19 protein-coding genes and 1 riboswitch are annotated in these 26,144 nt (G+C 50.2%); of the genes, 1 reads left to right on the forward strand and 18 read right to left on the reverse strand.

Annotation, left to right across the window (positions count from 1 at the left end):
* Positions 1-67 precede the first annotated feature (67 nt).
* From DWY89_RS05595 to DWY89_RS05655, 13 genes are all read right to left on the reverse strand, one after another.
* Entirely contained in the window at positions 68-1,348 is a 1,281-nt protein-coding gene (locus DWY89_RS05595) for an adenylosuccinate synthase (protein ID WP_118467494.1), read from the reverse strand.
* A gap of 210 nt (positions 1,349-1,558) precedes the next feature.
* Positions 1,559-2,476: a LysR family transcriptional regulator gene (locus DWY89_RS05600; protein WP_118523779.1), complete on the reverse strand. Its 918-nt coding sequence runs from the start codon at positions 2,474-2,476 to the stop codon at positions 1,559-1,561.
* A complete protein-coding gene (gene purB / locus DWY89_RS05605; RefSeq protein WP_107001528.1) occupies positions 2,469-3,899 on the reverse strand; it encodes an adenylosuccinate lyase in 1,431 nt (476 codons plus the stop codon). The genes DWY89_RS05600 and purB overlap by 8 nt, the downstream gene beginning before the upstream one ends.
* Before the next feature lie 299 nt (positions 3,900-4,198).
* A complete protein-coding gene (locus DWY89_RS05610; protein WP_117795179.1) occupies positions 4,199-4,633 on the reverse strand; it encodes a hypothetical protein in 435 nt (144 codons plus the stop codon).
* Between the two features lie 120 nt (positions 4,634-4,753).
* The gene (locus tag DWY89_RS05615) at positions 4,754-5,137 is read right to left on the reverse strand and encodes a hypothetical protein (RefSeq protein WP_147341916.1); all 384 of its coding nucleotides are present in this window, start codon (positions 5,135-5,137) and stop codon (positions 4,754-4,756) included.
* On the reverse strand, positions 5,110-7,572 hold the full coding sequence (locus DWY89_RS05620; protein WP_118524477.1) for a phospholipid carrier-dependent glycosyltransferase: 2,463 nt from the start codon (positions 7,570-7,572) through the stop codon (positions 5,110-5,112). Before DWY89_RS05620 ends, DWY89_RS05615 begins: the two co-directional genes overlap by 28 nt.
* 308 nt (positions 7,573-7,880) lie before the next feature.
* Positions 7,881-8,636: a hypothetical protein gene (locus DWY89_RS05625; protein WP_182434504.1), complete on the reverse strand. Its 756-nt coding sequence runs from the start codon at positions 8,634-8,636 to the stop codon at positions 7,881-7,883.
* Positions 8,637-8,972: 336 nt separating this feature from the next.
* Positions 8,973-9,728, reverse strand: a complete 756-nt coding sequence (gene dapB, locus DWY89_RS05630; protein WP_118523776.1) for a 4-hydroxy-tetrahydrodipicolinate reductase — start codon at positions 9,726-9,728, stop codon at positions 8,973-8,975.
* 133 nt (positions 9,729-9,861) lie between these two features.
* A complete protein-coding gene (dapA, locus tag DWY89_RS05635; protein ID WP_118467484.1) occupies positions 9,862-10,755 on the reverse strand; it encodes a 4-hydroxy-tetrahydrodipicolinate synthase in 894 nt (297 codons plus the stop codon).
* Between the two features lie 148 nt (positions 10,756-10,903).
* A riboswitch (Lysine riboswitch) is annotated at positions 10,904-11,076 on the reverse strand.
* 29 nt (positions 11,077-11,105) lie between these two features.
* On the reverse strand, positions 11,106-11,624 hold the full coding sequence (locus tag DWY89_RS05640; protein WP_022359533.1) for a cob(I)yrinic acid a,c-diamide adenosyltransferase: 519 nt from the start codon (positions 11,622-11,624) through the stop codon (positions 11,106-11,108).
* A gap of 245 nt (positions 11,625-11,869) precedes the next feature.
* Complete coding sequence (locus DWY89_RS05645) at positions 11,870-12,499, reverse strand: single-stranded DNA-binding protein (RefSeq protein ID WP_022359532.1); 630 nt, start codon at positions 12,497-12,499, stop codon at positions 11,870-11,872.
* Between the two features lie 267 nt (positions 12,500-12,766).
* Positions 12,767-14,605: a translational GTPase TypA gene (typA, locus tag DWY89_RS05650; RefSeq protein WP_117795171.1), complete on the reverse strand. Its 1,839-nt coding sequence runs from the start codon at positions 14,603-14,605 to the stop codon at positions 12,767-12,769.
* Positions 14,606-14,770: 165 nt separating this feature from the next.
* Positions 14,771-15,433, reverse strand: a complete 663-nt coding sequence (locus DWY89_RS05655) for a YigZ family protein (RefSeq protein WP_333491451.1) — start codon at positions 15,431-15,433, stop codon at positions 14,771-14,773.
* Between the two features lie 225 nt (positions 15,434-15,658).
* Between DWY89_RS05655 and DWY89_RS05660 the strand changes: the two genes are divergently transcribed.
* Positions 15,659-18,370: a transglycosylase domain-containing protein gene (locus tag DWY89_RS05660; RefSeq protein WP_118524479.1), complete on the forward strand. Its 2,712-nt coding sequence runs from the start codon at positions 15,659-15,661 to the stop codon at positions 18,368-18,370.
* Positions 18,371-18,506: 136 nt separating this feature from the next.
* Here DWY89_RS05660 and DWY89_RS05665 read toward each other — a convergent pair whose 3' ends face one another.
* The 5 genes from DWY89_RS05665 to DWY89_RS05685 form a co-directional block, all read right to left on the reverse strand.
* On the reverse strand, positions 18,507-18,863 hold the full coding sequence (locus tag DWY89_RS05665) for a SpoVA/SpoVAEb family sporulation membrane protein (RefSeq protein WP_022359528.1): 357 nt from the start codon (positions 18,861-18,863) through the stop codon (positions 18,507-18,509).
* Positions 18,864-18,901: 38 nt separating this feature from the next.
* Positions 18,902-20,008: a stage V sporulation protein AD gene (locus DWY89_RS05670; protein ID WP_118524480.1), complete on the reverse strand. Its 1,107-nt coding sequence runs from the start codon at positions 20,006-20,008 to the stop codon at positions 18,902-18,904.
* A 154-nt stretch (positions 20,009-20,162) separates the two neighbouring features.
* Positions 20,163-21,218: a type IV pilus twitching motility protein PilT gene (locus tag DWY89_RS05675; RefSeq protein WP_118523775.1), complete on the reverse strand. Its 1,056-nt coding sequence runs from the start codon at positions 21,216-21,218 to the stop codon at positions 20,163-20,165.
* Between the two features lie 32 nt (positions 21,219-21,250).
* Entirely contained in the window at positions 21,251-22,936 is a 1,686-nt protein-coding gene (locus DWY89_RS05680; protein ID WP_118523774.1) for a GspE/PulE family protein, read from the reverse strand.
* A 31-nt stretch (positions 22,937-22,967) separates the two neighbouring features.
* The gene (locus DWY89_RS05685; protein ID WP_182434506.1) at positions 22,968-26,045 is read right to left on the reverse strand and encodes an insulinase family protein; all 3,078 of its coding nucleotides are present in this window, start codon (positions 26,043-26,045) and stop codon (positions 22,968-22,970) included.
* Positions 26,046-26,144: the final 99 nt, after the last annotated feature.

Raw genomic sequence — 26,144 nt, forward strand, 5'->3', positions numbered from 1 at the left:
ATTACACAAAAATAGCGGCGGTCTGCACTCATCATGCAGGACCGCCGCTGAAATTGATTCTATAAAGTTACTTTCTCATAATGATCTCATCACGTCCCGGACCATTGGATACCATGGTTACCGGTACGCCAAGCTCTGCCTCGATCGTCTCGATGTAGTTGCGGCACTCTGCCGGGAGATCTTCGTATTTCTTGATTCCGCGGATATCACATTTCCAGCCCGGAAGTGTCTTCAGAACCGGTTTTGCTTTCTCCAGCTTGTAGGTTACCGGGAAGTCTTTGACAACTTCGCCGTCGATCTCGTAGCCAACGCAGATCGGGATCTCGTCCAGATATCCCAGAACATCCAGAACGGTCAGAGCCACTTCGGTTGAACCCTGGATACGGCAGCCGTAACGGCTTGCTACTGCGTCGAACCAGCCCACACGTCTCGGACGTCCGGTGGTTGCACCGAACTCACCCTTATCACCGCCACGACGACGAAGCTCATCTGCCTCATCACCGAAGATCTCGCTGACAAATGCACCTGCGCCGACTGCACTGGAGTATGCCTTTACAACGGTTGTGATCTCTTTGATCTCATACGGCGGAATACCTGCGCCGATAGCGCCGTAAGCTGCCAGAGTCGAAGAAGAAGTAACCATCGGGTAAATACCGTGATCCGGGTCTTTCAGGGAACCTAACTGACCCTCAAGAAGGATGTTTTTACCCTCTTTGATCGCGTCATGCAGATATGCAGATACATCGCATACATACGGCTCTACCATCTTCTTGTATTCCATCAGCTCTGCCAGAACCTCATCCGGGTTCAGCAGCGGTTTGTGGTACAGATGCTCTAACAGGACATTCTTTGTCTCGCAGACACGCTGTACTTTATCTTTCAGAGCTGCCTCGTCCTCGAACAGTTCGCTGACCTGGAAACCAATCTTCGCGTATTTGTCAGAGTAGAACGGCGCGATACCGGACTTGGTGGAACCGAAGGACTTGCCGCCCAGACGCTCTTCCTCATACGTATCAAACAGAACATGGTACGGCATCAGGATCTGTGCGCGGTCCGATACCAGAATATGCGGCATCGGAACACCCTGAGATACCAGACTTTCCAGCTCTTTTACCAGGAATGGAATGTTTAATGCCACACCATTGCCAATGATGCTGGTTGTGTGTCCGTAAAATACACCGGACGGCAGAAGGTGAAGTGCGAAACGGCCATAATTGTTGATAATCGTATGACCTGCGTTGCTTCCTCCCTGAAAACGGATAATGATGTCGGATTCCTTAGCAAGCATATCGGTAATCTTACCCTTGCCTTCGTCTCCCCAGTTAGCTCCTACTATTGCTCGTACCATGAATTTTCCTCCCTCAGAAGAATATAAATACTTTTTGGCATGTTCGAAAAACGATCATGCCTTCTTACTGTATAATCATACACAACTTTTCTATATAAGTAAAATCAATATTATTTATAAGCTACATAATTAACACTTATACTATTGATGCTCACACATATGCCAGGCAATGTGATTTGAAAAACCGCTACTTTGCAGCTCCTATTTTTCTCATGTGGTTACCTTCGCCAGCTGCTTAAAAAGCTTCACAGCCGCTGGGGACATCCAGGCTTTCTCAGCTGCCACCAGACAAAACTCACGGGATGGCATCTCTTCGTCAAATTCCAACGCAAAAACATCCCCATTTCCAAGAGACTCCGATGCAAAATCCGACATAAGACAGCCGATTCCCAGATTCCGCTTAACAAACTGGACAATCATCTCACTGGTGGCCAGTTCAAACTCCGGCTCCAGCCGAACCCCGCGCTTTGCCAGAAACTCATCCATAAAGCGGCGCGTACTGGTATTGCGCTCCAGGAAGATGCAGGGGCAGTTCAACAGCTCTTTATATGAAAGTTTTCTGCCCTTTAACTGGGCTGCGTATTTGGGTCCGGCTATAAACACATTGCGGATCTCTCGAACCGGAAGACTCTTTACCGCCTGCTTGGTCTCAAAAGGTGTGCTGACAATACCGAAATCAATGTGTCCCTGATAGAGTGCTTCAAGGGTCTCGGGCGTCGGACCGTTTGAAACCGTCACCTTGATATTCGGATACTGCTCATGAAATTGTTCCAGATATGGAAGCAGATAAAACTGAAGTGTCATATCGCTCGCGCCAATGCGAATCTCGCCCGTTTCCAGGTCCTTCATACGCCGCAGCATCGTCTCCCCGTCCTGTATCGCATCAATTCCCCGTCTGACATACGACAGAAGCAATTCTCCCTCGCTCGTCAGCTTCACGCCGCGGGATGTCCGCAAAAAAAGGCGGCAGCCAAGCGCGGTCTCCAGTTGTCGGACCGCCTGGCTGACCGCCGGCTGGGAAATGCAGAGTGCCTCTGCGGCCGCCGTGATGCCGCCGCATTCGCACACGCTGCAAAATACCCGGTAATACTCCAGATTCACACTTCCATGTAAATCCTGTTTAGACATTAATCTCTGCTTTCACGCCCAGATCTTCTTTATTTGCATCCAGAATCGGCTGGATTACCTCTGCCAAGAACTCATCTACCTGCTCTTTTGCACGGCCGGTGTAGCGCTCCGGTTTCATCGCTGCTTTCAGGTCATCTAAGGACAGATTAAACGCCGGATCCGCTGCAATCAGCTCGAGAAGGTTGTTATCCAGACCTTTCTCTTTCACATTCTTTCCAGCTTCCATCGACAGAGTACGGATCTTCTCATGCAGTTCCTGACGGTCACCGCCTGCCTTTACTGCATCCATCATGATATTCTCGGTTGCCATGAACGGAAGCTCTGCCATCATGTGTTTCTCGATAACCTTCGGATATACAACCAGACCGTCAACGACATTCAGGTACAGATCCAGAATACCATCAATTGCAAGGAAGCCTTCCGGAACACTCAGACGCTTGTTCGCAGAATCATCCAATGTACGCTCAAACCACTGGGTAGATGCAACCAGCATCGGGTTCATCACGTCTGCCATCACGTAGTTAGCCAGGGAAGCCATACGCTCGCTTCTCATAGGATTTCTCTTATATGCCATAGCGGAGGAACCGATCTGATTCTTCTCGAAAGGCTCTTCTACTTCTTTCAGATGCTGAAGAAGACGGATATCGTTGGAGAATTTATGGGCACTCTGTGCAATACCGGCAAGAACATTTAATACACGTGTATCCTGCTTACGGGAATAGGTCTGTCCGGATACCGGATAGCAGCCATCAAAGCCCATCTTCTCCGCGATCATCTGATCTACCTTGCGGCACTTTGCATGATCCCCATCAAAGAGCTCCAGGAAGCTTGCCTGTGTACCGGTTGTTCCCTTGGAGCCAAGGAGACGTAAGGATCCAAGCACATAATCCAGATCATCCAGATCCTGCTTGAGCTCCATCATCCACAGAGTTGCACGCTTGCCGACGGTGGTCGGCTGTGCCGGCTGGAAATGGGTAAATGCCAGGGTCGGCTGTGCTTTATATTTATCAGCAAATTTAGCCAGCTCATCCAGAACACTGATCAGTTTCTTACGTACCAGCTTCAGGGCTTCTGTCATAATGATGATATCGGTGTTATCTCCTACGTAGCAGGAAGTTGCACCCAGATGGATGATTCCTTTTGCAGTCGGGCACTGTACGCCGTACGCATACACATGAGACATAACATCGTGGCGCACCAGTTTCTCACGCTCTTTAGCAACATCAAAATTGATTTCATCCTTATGTGCTTTCAATTCATCGATCTGCTCCTGCGTAATCGGAAGGCCAAGCTCCTTCTCCGTCTCTGCCAGCGCAATCCAAAGTCTTCTCCAGGTGCGGAACTTCTTGTCCGGAGAGAAAATATACTGCATCTCCTTGCTTGCATAGCGCTCGGAAAGAGGGCTTACATATCTGTCGTACATGGCTAATTTACCTCGCTTTCTTTTTTCAGGGTATGGAAAATAGTCTCTTTCGCAGCCATTTGAAGGCGTCACCGACACTTTTTCTCAATATCCTACCTGCAAATTATAATACAGGCACTTTTCAAAATCAATCACTTTTCGCTGTTCCAGCTGCGGCTCTTTCGTTCCTGGTTACTGTTCACGCATACGTGCCCAGTAACGGAATTTGCCGTAGCTCCGCATTTAAATACGGCAAATTCCTGCTGCCACCACGTTTTCTTACGACACTTTCGGTTCCAAAAGTGCCTACCCGCAAACAGTCACTCTCCTTCTGATTCCACCCGTTCGTGCACGATTTCCAGCTCTCCGGTCTTCAGATGCAGACGGATTTTCGTGGAAGTTCCCGTTTTTTCTGTTGCTCCGTATGTTTCCCCGGCATTTTCCCGTTCAACTGTTCTCTTCTCCTGCCAGTCTGCAGGCGCTTCCTCCGCCCCATTCTCTGCTCTTTCCCCCTCCGGCAGTTCATACTCGATCACATCCATCTCTCGGATCGACCAGATCCGTTCCCGCATCTTCCATATACTCGCCAGGTACATGGATACAGCCAGTGCAAGTCCATACAGAAAATACCTCTGCCTCCGCTTCCTCCGCCAGCGGACGCGTTTCAGATAGCGGCGAATCTTCCGTTTTTGATATTTAAACAGCTTTCTGCTTTGCGGCATTGATTTTTGTGCATTTCTATGTTTCTCTGACATCTGCATTCCTCCCGCAGGTGCCTCTCCATTTTTACTATAACAAATAGAAAAAAATCTGTAAAGATGATGCGGCTCACAGGCAGGGCTTTTCCGAACTGAAAGTTGTGGTTTTTAGGCAGTTTATTTTTTCTCATGATACGCTTTTTCTGTATTCACACTCCAGATATGCTCCTTATCCGCACTTCCCGCCAGAAGGAGATCCACTGCACAAAATGCTGTCATCATCGAATGATCCATGTTATTGTAGCGATGCTGTCCATTCCGTCCGATGCAGAACAGATTTTCGATTTTATTCAACCATGCAGTCAATTCACCCATCCTGTCATAGGTGCCAAAATAAGCTGGGTATGCTTTCTTTACTTTCTCGATATGAAAATCAAGAATTTCCAGAAAACCAAATCTATAATTTATCACATAAGCCGTCAAAAGCACCCCCAGAAAGCCAGCGCTGATCGCCCAGTCTCTCTTTTTTTCTTTCATGACAACACCCAACCTTCCAGCCATTCCAGCCACTGCTCGGCAAATTCCTGTTTTACCGGATATCCAGACAGCACCGGATAGAAAAGAAGGAACGCGCCGATCACTGCTGCAAGATACAGCAACGCTGCTTTCCTGGTTCGTTTCGGATCTCTTTCCCAGAAAAAATGCAGACAATTTCCCAGCATTAAAATCTGTATCATACTGCACGCAAAATACTGATAGATAAACACGGTTCTGTGGATAAATAACCACGGAAACAGCATAGAAGCATAGGAAATGCACAGATATCCCGCTATTTTATCCTGTCGAATCTGCCACAGGTATATAGTATAAAATAGCGCCGGAATTGCCGACCACCAGATTACCGGGTTTCCAAAAGTTGAAACCACACTGATTTTACCGGACTTAAGCGACGTGTATGCATCCAGAAGCGGTCGTTTAATCCAGGCCCACTCATACCATTCAGAGGCATATGGATGTTCAAACACCGTTTTCTCATGGTAATGAAGCATAAGCTGCTGATTTTCCCACATAGTCTGGAAAACATTTCCATTTCCCATATCATTTCCATAAGAAAGATAGGATGCAACGTAAATCACTGCCGGAATCAAAATGTATGCAGCGATACAGATGACAGACAGCCCCGCCAGGTAACTTATCGCCGCCTGTCCAGACATTCCCTTTCTGGTCCGTGCCGCAGCTGTCCCATATTCCTGGAACAAAAATGTAAAAAGGAGGACTGCAATCCCCGCGCAGGCATATACCCCTGTCCACTTCGATGCCATCGCCGCTCCAGCTGCCATGCCATTTAAAATCATCAGACACACCGTTTTCCAGCTGCATCCCATTTTCAGGTCATCCAGCACCAGATACATCAGATAAAAGGTAAGCAGGATAAAAAATCCCACTATCACATCAATGGTTCCGATTCTTGACAATGTAAAGTGCATGAAATCAAAGACTATCAACAGTGCTGCAAATGAGGCAATCCATGTACTCCGGCTGATTTTCCGCATAAACGCATAGCTGACCGGCACCATCAGGATGCCAAACAGAGCGCATACACACCGCCATCCAAACGGCGTCATTCCAAATACGCGGATTCCCAGACTCATCCACCATTTTCCAAGCGGTGGGTGCGTTGTCTCATAAATTGTACGCCCTTCTACTATCTCATTTGCCGTTCTGGCATGGTAAACCTCATCAAACATACTTTGGTATTCATAGGTTGTATCCGCCGGAAACAATTCTTGCTCATCAAATGCCTCTGGATAATCATCTGCATTGGATGGAAGGATCGGATTTCCATCCGGATCCAGAAGAACGATTTCCAGAACCTCTGCACTCTCATCCATCGACACGATCCCTAGTTCGTAAGTGCGGTAATGAATTTCCACTGGATTCCAGCAGTATACAGATAACAATTCTGTCTCTTCCCCGATGGCATCCCAACCATCTCCCTCGGCATTCGGAACCGAGCATACAAAATGTCTCTTCTCCTTTCCACCCAGATAAACCTGTGCCTCTGAGATAGTCACACTTCCATCAAACCGAAGCACCATCTCATTTCCGTGGCTATCATTTTTTTCAAATTCATACGCAGTCTGCGGCGCCTTCATGCTTCCAAGATTCACAAATGCCATCACAGCAAAGAGAACTGTCAATCCTGCTGCCATACACCAGTCACGGCCGGACCAGGGCGCGCCAGTCTTTTCCGACTCTGTGTTCTTTTCACAGGATTTTATTCCCAAGCTCTTCCCGGCATCTATTTTTTCACTCCCCGTCATTCGTTTTGATACGCAGCGTGCCGCTTTTGCTTCATCCAGCTCGACTTTCGATTCAGGAATTTGACATTTTTCATGTATTATTCCAACATAAGAAGCGATTCCATATACACAGGTTCCCACACCCAGTACCGCAAAAAACATCAGCATCAGCGGATAAAATTCATCTCCCGGACTGCACTGTCCGAAGCGCTCTCCGGTGATATCCCGCGCCCAGAGTATGCCAGTTCCCGCAGCCGTGAGAAGAATTTCAATTTTTTTGAATCTTTCTATTCCAAGGCGCGCTCTGAAGCGCTCTATCCACGAACTGCCCATGAAAAGAATCAATACCGCCAGCCAGATAAAAAGCATCCGCTTTTTGCCCTGTGAAAGAACAGATAATACCGGGATCGGATTCCAGATATAAAGATACAGGCATTCCCACGCTGATTCCCGGCTTCCGTTTTTCCCGGACAAAATATATAAAAGTCCGGCTGTCACCAGATCCATTGCCATGACTTCCAGGAAGCCATGAACCTCCTGATTAGAAATGGCAAAGAATACAAAGCGCGTAATCAGATACCCGGCCGCTGCTTTCCAGCAAAGCTTTCCCGCCATCCTCCGCTTTTTCTTTTCCTCATACAGCCAGATGACAGTCAGGCACGCCGTAATGGCGATACAGTAAGCTGATTTCATTCTGGCACCTCCTTTAACGACTTTTTAAGTGCTCCATTTCAGTGGCACTCCCCTCAGACACGCCGTTTCTTTCTCATCGCTCTAACTTATATACTCCCGGGCTCCTCCCTGCACACACGCAGGAAAGAGCTCGAGAGTATATGAATCTGTTTCCATCATCCTATATGCAGGAGAGCAAAAACAAGGTTAAAATATAGATTATTGTAACTGTGAAGGTACTGAACAGTTACAGCTCATTAATGTTTGTAATCGTCCCAAATCTGAACTTGGCCGATTATTTTCACTTCGTACTCTTAGTTTCAGATTGATCACGGATCTGTTGGCTGCGTTGTTGGCTGCGGCGGCTCCGTTGTTGGCTGCGACGGCTCCGTTGTTGGCTGCGACGGCTCCGTTGTTGGCTGCGGCGGCTCCGTTGTTGTATCCCCTTCCGTCTCTTCCGGCTGGGTCGGTTTCACGGTCGACGTCGGGTTTTCGGTCGGTTCTTTCGTCGCCGGTGCATCACTCGGTACCACACTTGGCGTTTCACTTCCACCGCCGCCTCCAGAATGTCTGCGTTCTTTGGATGTTCTGGAATTCAGCTTCGGTGTATCGGCATTGGTCGTCTCTAAGATGGTCATCGTTCCGTCTTCTGCCACTTTTACCTCAAAGCTTCTCGCCGGTCTCGGCTTGCGGCCGCCGAACGATGTGCCATCGTTTTCAAACGTATAAGGAATTCCGTTGATACTGACAACACCCGTTGCCATCTCTCCACTGTCTGGTGTGCCAAAATAATAGGTTTTTCCATTGATCCAGACGACACCGCTGACCATTTCCCCCGACGCCGTACAGAAATACTGTTTGTCCCCGTCTTTTACCCAGCCGATCTGCGGTGCTCCCTGTTCATTCAGGTAATACCATTTTCCATCGATCTGCTGCCAGCCTGTCTGCACCTGTCCGTTTAGGATGTAGGCTCTTGCACTTCCTGTACCTATCCATTCGGCAAAAGCCGGTCCGGCATACAAGCCCATGATCAAAACGGCACTGAGTGCGCAGGCACCCAACTTCATCCATTTGCGTTTTCTCATCCTCATACCTCCTCGTATTTTTATTAATCGAAAAGCTGTCTTTCGTGTATTTTTTATTTTTAATTCTGGAGTTTTTCTTCTTTTTCACGATTTCAAGCTTTTCTTGTTGTATTCATCTTATCATTTGTTTTATTTTTCTACAATTCACACTGCACAAGATGTCATTTTTTTACACAAGATGTAAAAAAATGATACACTAACCTTGACAAATTGATTTTCAGAAGCTTTCATCCACAAACACAAGGGCGGGAAAAGTTCCAGAAATGAAAAACCCGGCTGTGAGTGGATAAACTTACTCACAGCCGGGGTTCCATTTTCACATCTGTATAAAATCTCTTAACCGATCACATCCGCCATATCATACCGTCCTTCCGGCTTTCCTGCCAGAAACTTAGCTGCCTGTACCGCACCCTTTGCGAAAATCGCCTTGGAGTAGGCCGTATGATTAAAGGTAATCACCTCATCCTGACCGGCGAAAATGACATCGTGTTCACCTACGATTGTGCCGCCGCGGATCGCCTGAATACCGATCTCCTTCGCATCACGTTTCTCACGTGTAGCGGAACGATCGTATTTGTAATGGTATGTATTGCCCATCGCCTCGTTGATCGAATCTGCCAGCGCAATTGCCGTACCGCTCGGAGCATCCACCTTCTGATTGTGGTGTTTCTCCAGAATCTCAATATCAAATCCAGCCGGAGCCAGAATCTGCGCTGCTTCTTTCAGAAGCTTTAAGAGCATATTGATACCAAGAGACATATTTGCAGAGCGAAGAACCGCTGTCTTCTCTGCTGTCTCTTCTACCTTTGCCAGCTGTACCTCGGAAAGTCCTGTCGTACACAGAACAACCGGCATTTTCTTCTCTGCACACCAGTCGAGAAGTTCATCGACAGCTGCTGCATTGGAAAAATCAATCACAACATCCGCTTCCACATCACAGTCCTTCAGAGAAGCAAATACTGGATAATCACTCTTCTGCTCGGTTCTCATATCAATTCCGGCAACAATCGAAATTTCCTCATCTTTTTCTGCAATTCCGGAAATAACCTGACCCATCGCACCGTTGCAGCCATGCATAATTGCTCGTACCATCTGAATCTTCCTCTTTTCCTTTTCTCTTTCCCGCCCCAAAAGCTTTGTTCTCGTTCGGAAGCGGACTACTTCTTTCTGTCATCCGTCAGCTGCGGCTGTCTCTGCCGCTTTGCGTTTTTGAAAAATGAACGAATCACTCTTTCAGGCTGATTCCGTAATTTACCAGTTCTCTTCTCAGACGATCGCGGTTTGCCGGTTCCATATCCACTAATGGTTTGCGGAACGGACCCACTTCCTCGCCCATCATGTTCATCGCTTCCTTAACCGGAATCGGGTTTACCTCGCAGAACAGCGCCTCAATCAGTGGAATTGCATCTATCTGCATCTGTCTTGCCTTCGCTACATCGCCAGCCTTGAATGCCGCGCACATATCATGTACCTGACGCGGTGCCACGTTGGATAATACGGAGATAACGCCCTTTGCGCCCAGTGCCATCATCGGAACCGTCTGGTCGTCGTTGCCGGAGTAAATATCAACTGATCCGCCTGACAGGCTTGCAATCTGTGCGATCGCGGAGAAATTGCCGCTTGCTTCTTTGACACCGACGATGTTCTCATATTCCTTGCACAGTGCCACGATCGTCTCCGGGGTGATATTGACGCCGGTACGGCTCGGTACATTGTACAGAAGGATTGGAAGATCAACTGCCTTTGCGACCTCTGAGAAATGAACCTTTAAACCCTTCTGGGTTGATTTATTGTAATACGGGGATACGAGCAGAAGTCCGTCTGCGCCTGCCTTTTTCGCTTCGGTAGACAGATATACCGCTGTCTCTGTGCAGTTGGAACCGGTTCCTGCTACAACCGGGATTCTCTTATTTACGACCTGGCATACGAAACGGATCACCTCGATGTGCTCCTCATGGCTTAATGTAGCCGCCTCGCCGGTCGTACCGCAGGCGATAATACAGTCTGTGCCGCCAGCGATCTGTTCTTCTACGATCTGCTCCAGTTTCTCATAATTTACGCTTCCATCCTCATGAAATGGCGTTACCAGCGCTACGCCTGCTCCTTCAAAAATAGACATTTTGTTTCCTCCTTATTCTTTTGCACGATGGCTGAGTTTCTATTCCAGAGTCCGTTTCTGTCCCCGCTTCAAACGAATGTTTGCAGCCTGTCGGTCCTGAGCGTACAAAAAGCTGGCACGACGGCCAGCTCTATGAATTCAAATCCAAACTCCCAGTAGCTCCCCATCTGTCGATGACAGTTACAGAATTCTTCATCCTGCACCCAGGAACTGCAGATACAGGCGCCGCAGCCCTTCGGCGTATCATCCTTTCAGCTGTCTTCTCCTGCACCTGCCGCATCCGACCGCTTACTGATAATCAACGCAACCTCTACTTGTTTTTTCTATCTTAGCATTACTTTGAATACTTGTCAACCGTTCATGCACGCATGATCGTTTGACGGCTTCAGGCATTCCAGACGCGTCACCTCGTCTGCATGCTCCTCTGCCCCAGCCGGACATACTTTTCCGGTCAGAATCAGATCGACATTCTCCTCGCGCGCTGCCAGCAGTGTTTCCAGAGCATCGTCTCCGACCAGTTTCTGATCTAACACCCCAAGAAATTCATCCAGAATCAGCATATCGCATTCGCCGGTACAGAGTACTTTTTTTGCAAAATTATACCCATTCTGGATATTGCAGAGCTCTTCCTTTTTGCCTTCTTCAGAGAGATTTTCATAATACTCATTCTGTTTTTCAAATCGGAATACTTTAAATGCCGGCTCCAGCTGTTTTAACCCATCTGCTGTCTCATGGCTCAGCACTCCCTTTAAGAATTGTATCATAATTACCTTCCGGCCGTGCATGGCTGCACTGACACCACGTCCCAGTGCCATCGCTGTTTTTCCCATCCCGGTGCCGAAGATGATATGAACTTTCCCCTTTTTCATTTCCCTCTCCTCTTTCTGTGCCTCCCGCTGCGCTGGCGCACAGACTGTCTTTCCTGATGTCTTTTTACACACAGACCTGTGTGTTTTATTTCTATCCATCCAATAATCGTTTTACGAATTCTGTAAGCTGCCTTATTCTAGCATATTTTATCTGTTTTGGCAAGCTATGGCAAAACCAGCCATTTATCATGCCCTATAGATTGCATAACCGGCTTCAAACTTTGCTGTAACATCCTAAACCTATCCTATTCTTCCACGCACTCCAGCTTGCTGACCGACACCTCGTATGCCACACGTTTCTCGCACTCTGTCTCGCTCAGCTTCTTCGTATATTCACGGCTCTGCACGCGCCCCCACACGCACACGTGGCTTCCCACGCCAAATCCGGACGCATAGCGGGCATTTCTGCCCCACGCAATACACGGTATGTAATCGGATTTTCCATACGGACGGTTGACCGCCAGCAGCATATCGGCAATCTCGCGTCCCAGCGGTGTTTTCCGGTAGATCGGCTCCTTGCAGATATAGCCTTCCAGAAAAATCTGGTTGGTTTTGGTGTAATCCGTAAATTCTTCCAGGAAATGAATCTCACGGACAAACACAGACAGCACCAGACGGTTTTTCGCGCCCTCATGACGGTTGTAGGAACGGAACTGGCCGATCGCCTCCATCGTCATTCCGCGGTAGTCTTTCGATACATCCAGAAGCCGTTCTGAAATCATGAGTGGAATCACGTCCACCTGATCGCTCAGACGGCTGACTGCCAGGTCTGCGATATAAAATCCTTCCCCGAATACTTCGTGGCTGAATGTAAATTCCGATACGACCTCACCAATCACGCTAACCTTGTTGTTTTCAATCATTTTTTCCGACATAGTATCTCTCTCCTCTTCTTTTTTGCAGTTTTTCACGGCAGGTTCTTGGAGTCCTGCTTCTTACTGTATATATGTATGAGGGGAATGACCGTTTTAGAAGAAGAAGTGAGGGGGAAATTTCGACAGGGTGGGGGACATGAATCGACAGAGGGAATGGGATCGGCAGAGGGACGGAAACGGCGGGGCGCGTCGTTTCCTGGATATCTCTCGCTTGAATATACGAAAAGGAGCAGCTGGCTTGCGCGGCTGCTCCCACTTTACGATTATTTAGCTATTTTTACGGCTGATCATCGCTCTCTTTCTCAGAGTCGGATCAAGAATCTTTTTACGGATTCGTAAGCTGGTCGGGGTGATCTCGAGAAGTTCATCGGTATCGATGTAGTCGAGGCACTGCTCCAGGCTCATGATTTTCGGCGGAACAAGGCGGAGGGCTTCATCGGCGCTGGAAGAACGGGTGTTTGTCAGCTTTTTGGTTTTGCAGACGTTTAACTCGATGTCTTCCGGTTTTGCGCTCTGTCCGACAATCATGCCGGAGTAAACTTTAACGCCCGGTCCGATGAACAGGGTTCCGCGCTCCTGGGCATTGAACAGACCGTAGGTGATGGACTCGCCTGCCTCAAATGCAATCAAGGATCCCTGTTTGCGGTAACTTAATTCGCCCTTGAACGGTGCATAGCCGTCAAAGCTGGTGTTTAAGATACCATTTCCCTTTGTATCGGTCATGAACTCGCCGCGGTAGCCGATGAGACCTCTGGACGGAATCGAGAACTCCAGTCTTGTGTATCCGCCGCCGATCGGGCTCATGCCCTGCAGCTCGCCTTTACGGCTGGTCAACTTCTGGATAACAGCACCGGTAAAGTCATCCGGTACGTCGACGTAAGCGATCTCCATCGGCTCTAATTTGCGGTTTCTCTCGTCATATTTGTAGAGTACCTCCGCCTTGCTGACTGCGAACTCAAAGCCCTCGCGGCGCATATTCTCAATCAGGACGGATAGATGCAGCTCACCACGGCCAGATACCTTGAAGCAGTCAGCGGAGTCTGTCTCCTCTACACGCAGGCTGACATCGGTATTCAGCTCCCGCATCAGACGCTCGCGGATGTGGCGGGAAGTGATGAATTTACCTTCCTGACCTGCCAACGGGCTGTCGTTTACCATGAAATCCATGGAAATGGTCGGCTCAGAAATCTTCTGGAACGGAATTGCCTCCGGTTTCTCCGGTGAACACAGGGTATCACCGATGTGGATATCTGCGATACCGGAAATCGCTACGATCGAACCGATCTTTGCTTCCTGTACTTCTACTTTATTCAGACCTTCAAACTCATAGAGCTTACCGATCTTAACTTTGCGGAACTTGTCCGGCTCATGATGGTTGACGATGACGCAGTCCTGATTTACTTTCAGGTAACCGTTGTCGATCTTACCAACGCCGATACGCCCTACATACTCGTTGTAATCAATCGTACTGATCAGAACCTGTGTCTCTGCATCCGGATCTCCCTCCGGCGCCGGGATGTAATCCAGAATGGTCTGGAACAGTGGCTTCATATCCACATTCGGATCGTCCAGGTTCTTCTTTGCATATCCAGAACGTGCAGATGCATACAAGAACGGGCAGTCAAGCTGCTCGTCGGATGCATCCAGATCCATCAGAAGTTCGAGAACCTCGTCCACAACCTCCTCCGGACGTGCTTCCGGACGGTCAATCTTATTGATACATACGATAACCGGCAGATCCAGTTCCAGTGCTTTACGCAGAACGAATTTGGTCTGCGGCATCGCGCCCTCATATGCGTCTACCAGAAGGATAACGCCGTTTACCATCTTAAGAACACGCTCTACCTCGCCGCCGAAGTCCGCATGTCCTGGTGTATCGATAATGTTGATCTTGGTGCCGTTGTAATTAACAGCCGTATTCTTGGACAGAATCGTGATACCTCTCTCACGCTCAATATCGTTAGAGTCCATGACACGATCGACTACTTCCTGATTGGCACGGAATACACCGCTCTGGCGAAGCAGCTGGTCTACCAGCGTCGTTTTACCGTGGTCAACGTGAGCGATAATTGCAACGTTTCTGACATCTTCCCGTTTCATTTTCATATCTGCTTACTCTCTTTTCTTATGATGATTCATTACATGTACTAATTAATAATTATTTTCTGTCACAGACAAGCATCCTGCCGTTTCGTCTTTGGCAAAGGATCCGCCCACAAAATAATACAGCTTGTTATTTTAGCATTTTTTTATCCATTATTCAATCTTTTTTTACAATAAAATGATTTTTCCGTCATCCATGCCAAAATAAACTTCATCCAGTTTTTCGATCCGGCATCTTCCATTTGTGCCCTCTATGAGCTTCTTCTCCGCTGCTCCCGCCTGGTCAAACGGCACCAGGATCGTCAGATCCACGCCCTCGCCGTACTCGCTGTCCAGAATCGGCAGCTCTGCTTCTGCCAAAATGTACTGCACCTTTCCAAGCCCGCTGTAGTCTGTCCCGACCTTCCATTTGCGAGCCAGGCATTTTTCCAGAACCACACAGTTTTTAAGACCTTCCTGGACCGCGCCGCCGTATGCCCGCACCAGTCCGCCGGTTCCTAAAAGTGTCCCGCCAAAGTACCGGGTCACGACCGCACAGACATTGTGAAGCTCACGTCCCAGCAGCACATCCAGCATCGGGCGTCCCGCCGTCTGCGCCGGTTCGCCGTCGTCGCTGCAGCGCGCCACCTCGTTATTTTCTCCGATCGTAAATGCCGAACAATGATGTCTCGCATCCCAATATTTCTTCTTGACTTCCGCAATAAATGCCGTCGCCTCTTCTTCCGATTCCACCGGGCGGATCTCCGCGATAAAGCGGGACTTCTTCTCCACAATCTCGCCCTCGCCGCCCTGATAGATGATTTTATAGCGCTCTTTCATCTTTTCCTCCATCTATGAACAACGCATCCTTAAAACGGATGTTTTTTCACTTCTTTAAACGCTTGTAAACCTTAGTTGCTGTTCACGCATACGTGCCCAGTAACAAACCTTATCTTTTATGATACCGTAAAAAAAACTTCATGACAATAGTATTTATTTATCCCATGAATTTTGATATAATTGGAAATACTGTATTTATTAATAGAACGAACCACTACGAACCCAAAGGAGGTTCTCATGAATTACGGTGTAAAAGCAACCAAGAAACGGATCCGGGCAGCCAATTCCCGGAAGAAGAAATACGCCAACCGGCTGTTTCTGACCTTCTTCAAGACTGCCTTTGTTCTTGTTCTGTTTCTCTGCGTGACGGGTGTCAGCACCTTTATCGGCATGTTTAAAGGCATTCTGGACAGTTCGCCGGACTTCAACCCGGACAGCTTCACTCCAAGCGGATATTTTTCTACTATATATAATAGCGCCGGGGAAGTGACCGACACGCTGGTCGGTTCCAACTCGAACCGAATTGAAGCATCCTACGAGGATTTTCCTCAGGATCTGATCGACGCATTCGTCTCCATCGAGGACTCGCGTTTCTGGCAGCACAGCGGTATCGATCTGCGCTCCATTTCACGCGCCGTGGTCGGTGTCCTGACAAATAATTATAAAGGCGGCGCCAGCACCCTGACCCAGCAGCTCATCAAAAATACCGTCTTCAACGGCGGTATGGAGACCAGCAAAGGTTCCAAAATCGAACGAAAAATCCAGGAACAATATCTGGCGCTGCAGCTGACAAAAAACGTCGATCGGAAGGTCATTTTAACGAACTATTTAAATACGATCAACCTCGGCAGCAATACGCTGGGCGTCAAAGCAGCGGCGCTGCGCTATTTTAATAAGAACGTCTCCGATCTGACTCTTTCTGAGTGCGCGGTCATCGCCGGTATCACACAGAATCCGTCAAAGCTGAATCCGATCAGCGGCGCGGAGGCAAATGCCGCCCGGCGCAAGGTCATTTTACAGGCAATGTATGAGCAGGGCTATATCACAAAAGAAGAACAGGAGGAAGCACTGGCGGACGACGTCTACGCCCGTATCCAGAATGTCGACACGGCGCTCAAGGAAAATGAGACACCGTACTCCTATTACACGGACGAGCTGATCAGCCAGGTCACCGAAGCACTCAAAGAGCAGCTCGGCTATACTGACACGCAGGCGTCCAATCTTCTGTTCAGCGGCGGACTGCAGATTTATACCCCGCAGGATCCGCAGATTCAGGCAATCGTCGATGAGGAAGTCAACAATCCTGCCAACTACGACGCGGCTCGCTATTCGGTTGAATACCGCCTTTCCCTGACCCATCCAGACGGGGAAACGCAGCATTATTCACAGGAAACTCTGAAAACATGGATCCAGCAGGTCAAGGGACAAAGCGGTTTTGACGGGCTGTTTAATTCCGAGGAAGAGGCGCAGACGGCGATCGATGAGTACCGCACCGCCCTCACGCAGGACGGAAGCACCGTTCTCGGTGAATCAGTTACCATGATTTTAGAGCCGCAGACCTCGTTCGTCCTGATCGAACAGTCCACCGGCTATGTCAAGGCAATCAACGGCGGACGCGGACAGAAGACGGCAAACCGCACCTTAAACCGTGCGACCGACTCCCTGCGGCAGCCAGGATCGACCTTCAAGGTCATTTCCTCCTTTGCCCCGGCATTGGATGCCTGCGGCGCGACCCTATCAACTGTTTACTATGACGGACCATACTCTTCCGGTGAAAAAGAGTTCCGAAACTGGTGGGGCAGCGATTACAAGGGCTATCACACGATCCGCGACGGCATTACCTATTCCATGAACATCGTCGCCCTGCGCTGCATGGCGGACACGGTAACGCCGCAGCTCGGTGTCGAATATGCTGAACGGCTGGGAATCACTTCCCTCGTAAGCCAGGATCAGACTCTCTCGACAGCACTCGGCGGTCTGACAAAGGGCGTCAGCAACCTGGAACTGACAAATGCATTTGCGGCGATCGCCAACGGCGGCACCTACACGAAGCCTATCTTCTTTACTAAGATCCTGGATCGCAACGGAAAGATACTGATCGACAATGAACCGGAGACGCGGCAGGCGCTCAAAGACTCTACCGCCTATCTTTTAACCAGCGCGATGCAGGATGTTATGCAGAGCAATACAATGTATACGCGTTCCGGTTCCGGGGTTAAATCGACCGGTACGACAGCGGCGATTCCCAATATGAGCTGCGCCGGAAAGAGCGGTACGACCACCAGCAACGTCGACGTCTGGTTTGTAGGCTTTACGCCGTACTACACTGCCGGTATCTGGGGCGGGTGCGACAATAACCAGCCATTAAAAGGCGGCACCGTTTCAAACGGCGGTACCAGTTACCACAAGCGCATCTGGCGAAATATCATGACACGTGTCCATGAGAGCTTAAGCGACCCCGGATTTACGGTTCCGGACAGCATTGAAACTGCTGAAGTATGCCGCAAATCCGGCAAGCTTCCGGTTTCCGGCGTCTGCAGCAGTGACCCGCGCGGAACGGCCGTCTACACTGAATATTTCGCGAAGGGCACGGTTCCGACCGAGACCTGCGATCACCACACCCGCGTGACGATCTGCTCCGCCTCCGGCGGCATCTCGACTGCCTTCTGCCCGACGAACCAGCAGATTTCCAAGACAGTTATGGTCGTTCCGGAAGACGGCGGAGAAACGGACGATTCCCGCTTCTCCATGCCGGGCGAGTGCAAGATTCACAATGGTTCGTCCACGATCATCCATCCTTCTGAGAGCGCCGATTTCTCAGCTCCGGGCTACAGCCCCGATTCAGATAATCTATCGGCTCCGATCCACTCTGTGGTTCCACGCCCGATGACGGGAAGTGGACGGAATGGAAATAATATTCCGATTGTCCCAGCGAATCCGGAGCATTAACAGCAAAATAATATATCTGCAAAAAGCTGCTGTAAAAAGTGACATTCATATGCCTCTTTTACAGCAGCTTTTTATTTCCTCAACTTGATTTTCTTTTGCTTTGCTTTCTTTTACTTTTCCTTTTTTCGTCTTCTCTCTAATCCTTCATCTTGGGTTTGCAAATCAGCGACGACAGATAGCCGAAGATCAACGCCCCGGAAATCCCCGCCGCACCCGCCGTGAATCCGCCGGTGAACAGCCCCAGAACCCCATCCTTATCTATTCCATCCCGCACACCCTTCCAGAGCGTATTCCCAAACCCCAGCAGCGGCACTGTTGCCCCGGAACCCGCCCATTTGGCATACGGTTCGTACAATCCGATCGCACCGAGAATCGAGCCACATACCACCAAAAGTACCATGATCCGCCCCGGCATGAGTTTCGTTTTATCCATCAGAATCTGCACGGCGGCACAGAGGAGTCCGCCGGTCACAAATGCTTTGATATAGTCCATTTTTTTGCTCCCTCTCTAAAGTTTCTTGCAAATACCTATCATTCACCGAACGATTCTTTTCCCTCAAGCACCACTCCATGGGCAATCCCCGGCACATTCTGCCCCTCATTAAAGCTGATCTGGGACAGCAGCGCCCCGGTCGGCACAAACAGGACGCGTTTCCACTCACCCACCTGTATTTTCGGAAGAATATAGCCGCACAGCACCGCCGCCGAGCAACCACAGCCGCTCCCGCCCGAATGGGTATCCTGCGTCTTCGGGTCAAACATTTCGATCCCGCAGTCCATATGGATGCTGGAAATATCCTGTCCTGCCTCGCGCATAAAATCAAGCAGGATTTCCTTCCCCACCATTCCCAGATCGCCAGTGATGATCCGGTCATAGTCAGATGGTTTCCGGTTAAAATCACGGAAATTCTGCAAGATTGTGTCTACCGCCGCCACCGCCATTGCCGCCCCCATGTTCATGGAATCGCGCATCTGCATATCGACGATCTTTCCGGGGGTGGCAGCTGGGATACAAGGTTGAAATTTGGGATGCAATTTTTCCTGTCCAGCATTTTTCAGTGATTCTGACGCATTTTCTTTCGCTCTGCGCCCATTTTTCCCTTCATTTTTCTCATTTCCCTCGATCATCACACACCCGCACCCGGTCACCGTCCAGGTTGTGGACTGCGGTCTCTGATTCCCATACGCCAGCGGAAACCGGAACTGCCGTTCTGCCGAGGCAAAATGGCTCGACGCCAGCGCCAGAACCCGGTCCGCATAGCCAGCCCCTGCTGCCATCGCCCCCAGAATCATCGCCTCTCCCATCGTCGAGCAGGCGCCGTAAAGCCCGAAAAACGGGATATCAAACGACTCCACACCAAACGAGGTCGCCACAATCTGTCCCAACAGGTCTCCCGCAAACAGGCAATTCACATCCGCCGCCTGTCTGCCCGCCTTATCCAGACATTTCTGCACCGTCTGGCGCTGCAATTCACTCTCCGCCTCCTCCCACGACTTTTTCCCAAACGTCGGATCCGGCTCCACCCGGTCAAAAAAACTTGCCAGCGGTCCCTCGCCTTCCGTCTGCCCCACGATCGATGCCGCCGATGTGATGATGGGCGGATGCTCAAACTGGATGCTTGATTTACCTGCCTGCATAAAATTCCTCCTGAAACATAAAAACATTGTCAAAAATATACTGTTCAAACTTTCGCTACAATCTCAGTATTTACACAAACATACATTTTTATGTTCTCTAGTAATCTGCATTCCTCGCAGGCTTCATTCACCCGTTTTTACCATATTATTAATACTACACCGCCGCCAGTTTCTCTCTCAGCTCCTGCGGGTCCTGGGACGCATCGACTGCCGTCTGCGGTGTGATCACGCCCTCTTTCGCCATACGGATCAGAAAATTATCCATCGTAATAGAGCCCTCTTTTGCACTAGAAAGCAGATAGCTCTGCATCTGCGGTGTTTTTCCATCACGGATCAGATTCCGGATCGCCGGCGTGAGCATCATAAGCTCACAAGCTGCCGCCCTGCCCTGGCCGCCCGCCCTCGGCACCAGCTGCTGCGACAGCACCGCCCGCAGCGTCATCGAGAGCTGCATCCGGATCTGCGGCTGTTTATCCTCTGGAAAAACACCCACAATCCGGTCAATGCTGTCGATTGCCGAATTGGTATGAATGGTGGAAAAAACAAGATGTCCCGTCTCCGCCGCCATCAGCGCCGTCTCGATCGTCGCCGGATCACGCATTTCTCCAATCAGAATAACATCCGGATCCTCACGGAGCGCCGCATAAAGCCCTTTATCATAGCTCTCTACGTCCACGCCCACCTCGCGCTGGTTGATGATCGCCTGCGCCGGTTCATAGACATACTCGATCGGATCTTCCAGCGTAATCATATGGAGCGGACGATTCTGGTTGATCTCATTTAAAATTGCCGCCAGCGTCGTTGACTTGCCGCTTCCCGTCTCGCCGGTTACCAGAATAATGCCTTTATTCCAGCTTGAAAACTGATTCACTGCTTCCGGAAGCCCCAGCTCCGACAGGTTCGGAATCGTACTGCCCAGAAGACGGATCGCCGCAGAGAGCGCGCCCTGCTGCCGGAACAGATTCACACGGAGACGCCGTCCCGCAAACGAAGCACTAAAATCCAGCTGTCCGATCGCCTCGATCTGATCGGCCGCATTGCCTGCCAGCTGGCGTCCATATTCCTCACAATCCTCACGCGTCAGCCCGCCATCCGTCAGCGTCTCGATTCTGCCGTCAATTCTGCATTTTGGCGGCAGCCCTGCAATCAGATGCACATCCGATGCCCTTTTTTCAGCTGCCAGCGCGATTAATTCCTCGATTCCATACATACCATCTGTCTCCTCTTCTCTTTCTGCACCATTTACAGCGCCAGCAGCGTCCGGATCACCTCGTCTACCGTCGAAACACCCTCTTCTACCAGCTTCTGCGCGTGTTCCAGCATCGGAACATACTGGCTCGCTCTTCTGGCTGCCTCTAAGAAACGTGTCCGGTCAGCTCCTTCCAGAATGCACCGGCGCAGCTCCTCCTGAATCAGCATTACCTCAAACACACCGATTCTGCCCCGGTATCCCGAATGGAAGCACTGATCGCATCCGGCTCCCTGCCAGTATAATTTTCCAGGGTTCTCCGGGATTCCTGCCATCTCAAGCGCTTTTTTCGGCGGCTGAATCTGAGTTTTGCAGTTCGGACAGATTTTTCTCAGCAGCCGCTGGGAAATAACGCCTCGCAGTCCCGCCGCGATCAGGTATGGCGCCACGCCCATATCTCGCAGACGGTCAATCGCCGAGATCGCATCTTCCGTATGAATCGTGGTGATAACGAGATGTCCCGTCATTGCCGCACGCATCGCGATCTCTGCCGTCTCACCGTCACGGATCTCGCCGACGCAGATGATATCCGGATCCTGACGCAGGACTGAGCGCAGACCCGATGCAAAAGTCAGCCCCACTTTTTCATTGATCTGCACCTGTGTCGCGCCTTTGATATGGTATTCCACCGGATCCTCCAGTGTAATCAGGTTGGTCCGATCCGAAAGAAGTTCGCGGATCAGCGTATACATCGTCGAAGATTTACCTGAACCAGTCGGTCCTACAATCATGATAACTCCGGAAGTAAGCCCTAAAAGTGTATCAATCTTTGCATCCTCCACTGCCGGAATACCGATACCGCGGCGGTTCAGCGTCTCCTCATTTCGTTTCAAAATACGGATAACCACTTTTTCTCCATACAGGGTCGGAAGGGTGGATATACGCATATCAATATCTTTTCCTCTTAAATGCATCACCGCACGACCATCCTGCGGAATTCTTTTTTCGACAATATCGAGCTGGGACATGATTTTAAGCCTCGAAATGACCGAATCCTTGAGTTCCGACGGGATCGTCATGATCCGGTGAAGCTGCCCGTCGATACGCATCCTGACGACCATCTCCTCCTCCGTCGGCTCAAAATGGATATCCGAAGCATTTTCCGAAATGGCGCGCTCAATAATCGAATTGACCAGGCGGATCATCGGCGTCACATTTTCCTGTCCTTCTCTTGCCGCCGTCTGCCCCTGACGCACCTCTTGTGCCGCTGCCGTCTCTGCCTGCATCTGCGCCATCGCTTCTGCCGCTCCCTCGTTGCCATACAAAATATTGATCGCACGCTTCACCGCCGGTTCAGAGGCAATCATCGGCACAATTTTCTTTTTGGAAGTATGCTGTGCTTCCTCAATCGCCATGAAGTTCAGCGGATCCGCCATTGCCAGATAGAGCTGGTCTTTGGAAATACGCACCGGTACGATCGTCATTTTCTTTGCCAGGTTTTTCGGCACAAAACGCGACAGTTCCGGGCTGATATCGACCCGCGTCAAATCAATATAGTCAATGCCCAGCTGCATGCGAAGCGCATCGATCAGCTGACCTTCCGTGATATAATGATGCTTGATCAGCGTTGTTCCCAGACGTTCTTTCTCCTTCGCCTGATAGTCAAGCGCCTCTTTAAGCTGCCCTTCTGTGATCAGTCCCAGCTCCAAAAGCATGTCTCCCAATCGCTTTGTACGCATTCTCTCTACCTCCCTATAAATATGGATCTGGTTATTCAGCCATTTTACTGCGGAAATCCCGGATCCGGTCAAAGCAGTCCCGATCCATCTCGATCGCCGTCTGATTTCCAGTCGTCACAATCCACGCTTCTTCCAAAAGCCGCCGGATGATCCGCGCCGCCTCTTTCTGATCCTCTGCGGTCGTCTTACGGATCTCCTCTGTCCAACGACGGATCTGTACAATATCCAGGCCATTGTACGCATACTGCATCGCTGCCATCCGCCGTCCCAGGCATCCGCACGGCGCCGTCGCATTGCCGTAACTGCTTAAAATATAGCCATTCCGATCTGCCTCCGAAAGCTGCAGTTTTTCCAATACACCCGCTGCCGCCCGGATCGCCTCGATCGTCTCACTGACCTTCGGATCCCGGTATGTACTCGCCACGATCCGGTCCATCGTCGGCGTAAATGCAAACGACGCGCTGTAGGCGCCGCCTTGAAAACGGAGCTGCGGCACAAAATACCGGTCATCCAGCGCATTTACATACGGAAGAATCCGCCCGGAAAATCCATCTACAGCGCTCAGCTCTGCCGAAAAGACGGTATACTGGCTGGAGCTCTCCACAATTACCGCCTCCCTGCGCGCCGGAACCGGGAAAGTATACCCAGCATTTTCCCCTCTGTTTTCCGTTTTATTCTCATGGTCTGGCATCTGTTCTCCCCGCAGATTTCCCAGAATCCGCCCTGCACAGTTCCGCATCCATTCCAGATTTTCCCTCGGTGCAACATGAAGGATCGTCACCGCTGTTCCATGCAGGATGCGGTCGCGCACCTCCTCCATCTTCTCTGCCAGCTGGAAGATCGCTGCATCCTCCTGTTCCAGTCGCCCGCGCAGTTTTTTCAAAAACTCATAAAACGCCTGTCCGCCGACATATTCCTGATACCGCGTATTGATGCTATAGCCAGATGCCGCCAGACGCACCGCCAGCGAATACGCATCACTGCGCGACTCATCACAGGACGGAATCGTCTCATCCAGTGCCTGAAGAACCGCATTCTTATCTCTCCACAGTGGATGTGATAAGAGTTCCAACAGGACATACAGGCTCTCTTCATAATCCTCCGCCATCCCATACCAGCTGACCGCCAGCGTCGGATGGCTGTTTCGTCCCGCCCGAACCTCCGGATATCCCTCATTCATGGAAAAATCATGCAGATAGCGCTCAATCTGATTTTCCTTTTCCATTCTGCCATACCGGGCATTTTCAAGCTCTGAAACAAACATTGTATATAAAGGAATGTAAAAACGGTCCTCTTCCGGCACGCCGCTCAAATCCAGGTATAAACGGTTATAGCTGATCGCTTCCAGATCCGACGGCGATTCATAGACCGAAATCCCATTTATCTCATATATCTGATATTCCGGCGTCTCTTCCGGCGGCGGAAGCTCATCGACCCGGATCATAAAATCCGCATTCGAACACTCCGACGCATTCCACGCATCAAAATCCAGGGTTTTCGCAATCAGCGCATCCAGCTCTGCCTCGCTCATCTCCGCCTTCATCTGCGCCAGATACGCGTCGCGCTCCTGCTCCATCGCCTCTGCCATCCCCGGCGTCGGAACCGTCGTGACAAGAACCCGCCGCTTCGCCGCGCCAAGCTCTGCCGCAAACCGGCGAATCTCCGCCTGTGCCGTCCCTGCATCCAGAGAATCATAGGCTGCCGCCTCATCCGCATACACATCTGCATCGCCCGTCAGTGCCCATTTCAGGCTGACTTCCGGCACGATCGAATCCGCAAATACATCCGTATCTTCGCCTGCCGTATAATCATGTATCGCCCGCGCCTTGAGCGCCGTCTCCACCACTGACGGGTCGATCCCGCGCTCCTGCATCTCGCACAATGTCTCATCCGACACCTGCCGGAACCGTTCTGCATCCTTCGGACTGCTGTCTGTCATTTCGAAAACAAAAAATGGCTTTTCTGCCTCCATCATCACCGATGCGCTCGCATCACAATGGATGCCCGCCGTCCGCAGCTTTTCCCTGAAAACCGATCCATCCACATTCATCATTCCCGCAATGATGCTGTACTGGATCAGCTTTTCCCATGAAATGCCGCTCAGATCCATCGCATACGATACCACCGCCGCATTCTCCGATGCGTCTCCCCGGTAAGCAGGACTGGGAACGGTTGCCTGACGGAAGAATGATTCTCCCCCATTTTCCAAACTATCTGGCTCGGGGCTGTAAAACGCACTCATCCCTATATTCTGCATTTCCTGTTTTTCCTGTCGCCCGCTGCCTGACTGGAAACTCCATCCGTCTTCTTTTCCATAGCTTTTCTTTGCATCACACAGATACTCTTTATCCAGGAATGCCAGAAACCGTTTCCAGTCCAGATCCCCATACAACAAAATCAGAGCATTATCGAACCGATAAAATCGATCATACATCTCCATCGTATGTTCATACGTCAGATCCTTATAAAAACGGTGCGCCTGTCCATTCGCATTTGCCGCCGTCTCCCCCGGATACAGCGCCCGCAAAACATTCCGCAGTGCCTCATTATCTGTATCATTCAGCATGCCGAAATCCTCGCTGTACACCGTTCCTGCCAGCGTAATCGGGCTTTTGCGGTCGCGCAGCTCATAGCGGACCGCTTCACGGTCAAAAAAGCGGCGTTCCCGCCGGATTCCCGGCGCTTTCATGCAGCTTAAATACACATCTGCCATCTTAAGCAGCTGTTCCTCGCTCTGGCTGCACACCGGATATGCCGTAAATGGTATATAGGTAAATGCATTTACAAATGTGTGGTATGTCTTGCTGCAAAGATCAAAAAAAATATCCTTACTCGGATATTTATCAGAGGAAGCAAGTACCGAATGCTCAAACACATGATTCGTGTCCGTCTCATCCAGATGCGGTGTCCGATAGGAAATCGAGAATCCCCGGTTTGTATCTTTATTTCTGATATAAAACAGGGACGCCCCGCTTTTCTCATGTTCAAAATACAGTGTCTGCGCTCCCAGCGCCTGCAGTTTTCCCACCTGTTTCAATGTAAAACCTGCTGTCTGAAATCCCGGCTGCAGTCTCCCATCTGCCGCCCTCCACTGCTTTGTACCTGCCATTCTTTTATCATGCCTCCTGCCATCATTCGTCTGCTGTCTTTTCTCTATATCTATTATACAAAAGCACGTCCTATATTTCCATAGAAAAAAGCACATCCG

The organism is Clostridium sp. AF27-5AA, assembly GCF_003478415.1.
GTDB classification, from domain to species: Bacteria; Bacillota; Clostridia; order Lachnospirales; family Lachnospiraceae; genus Otoolea; species Otoolea fessa.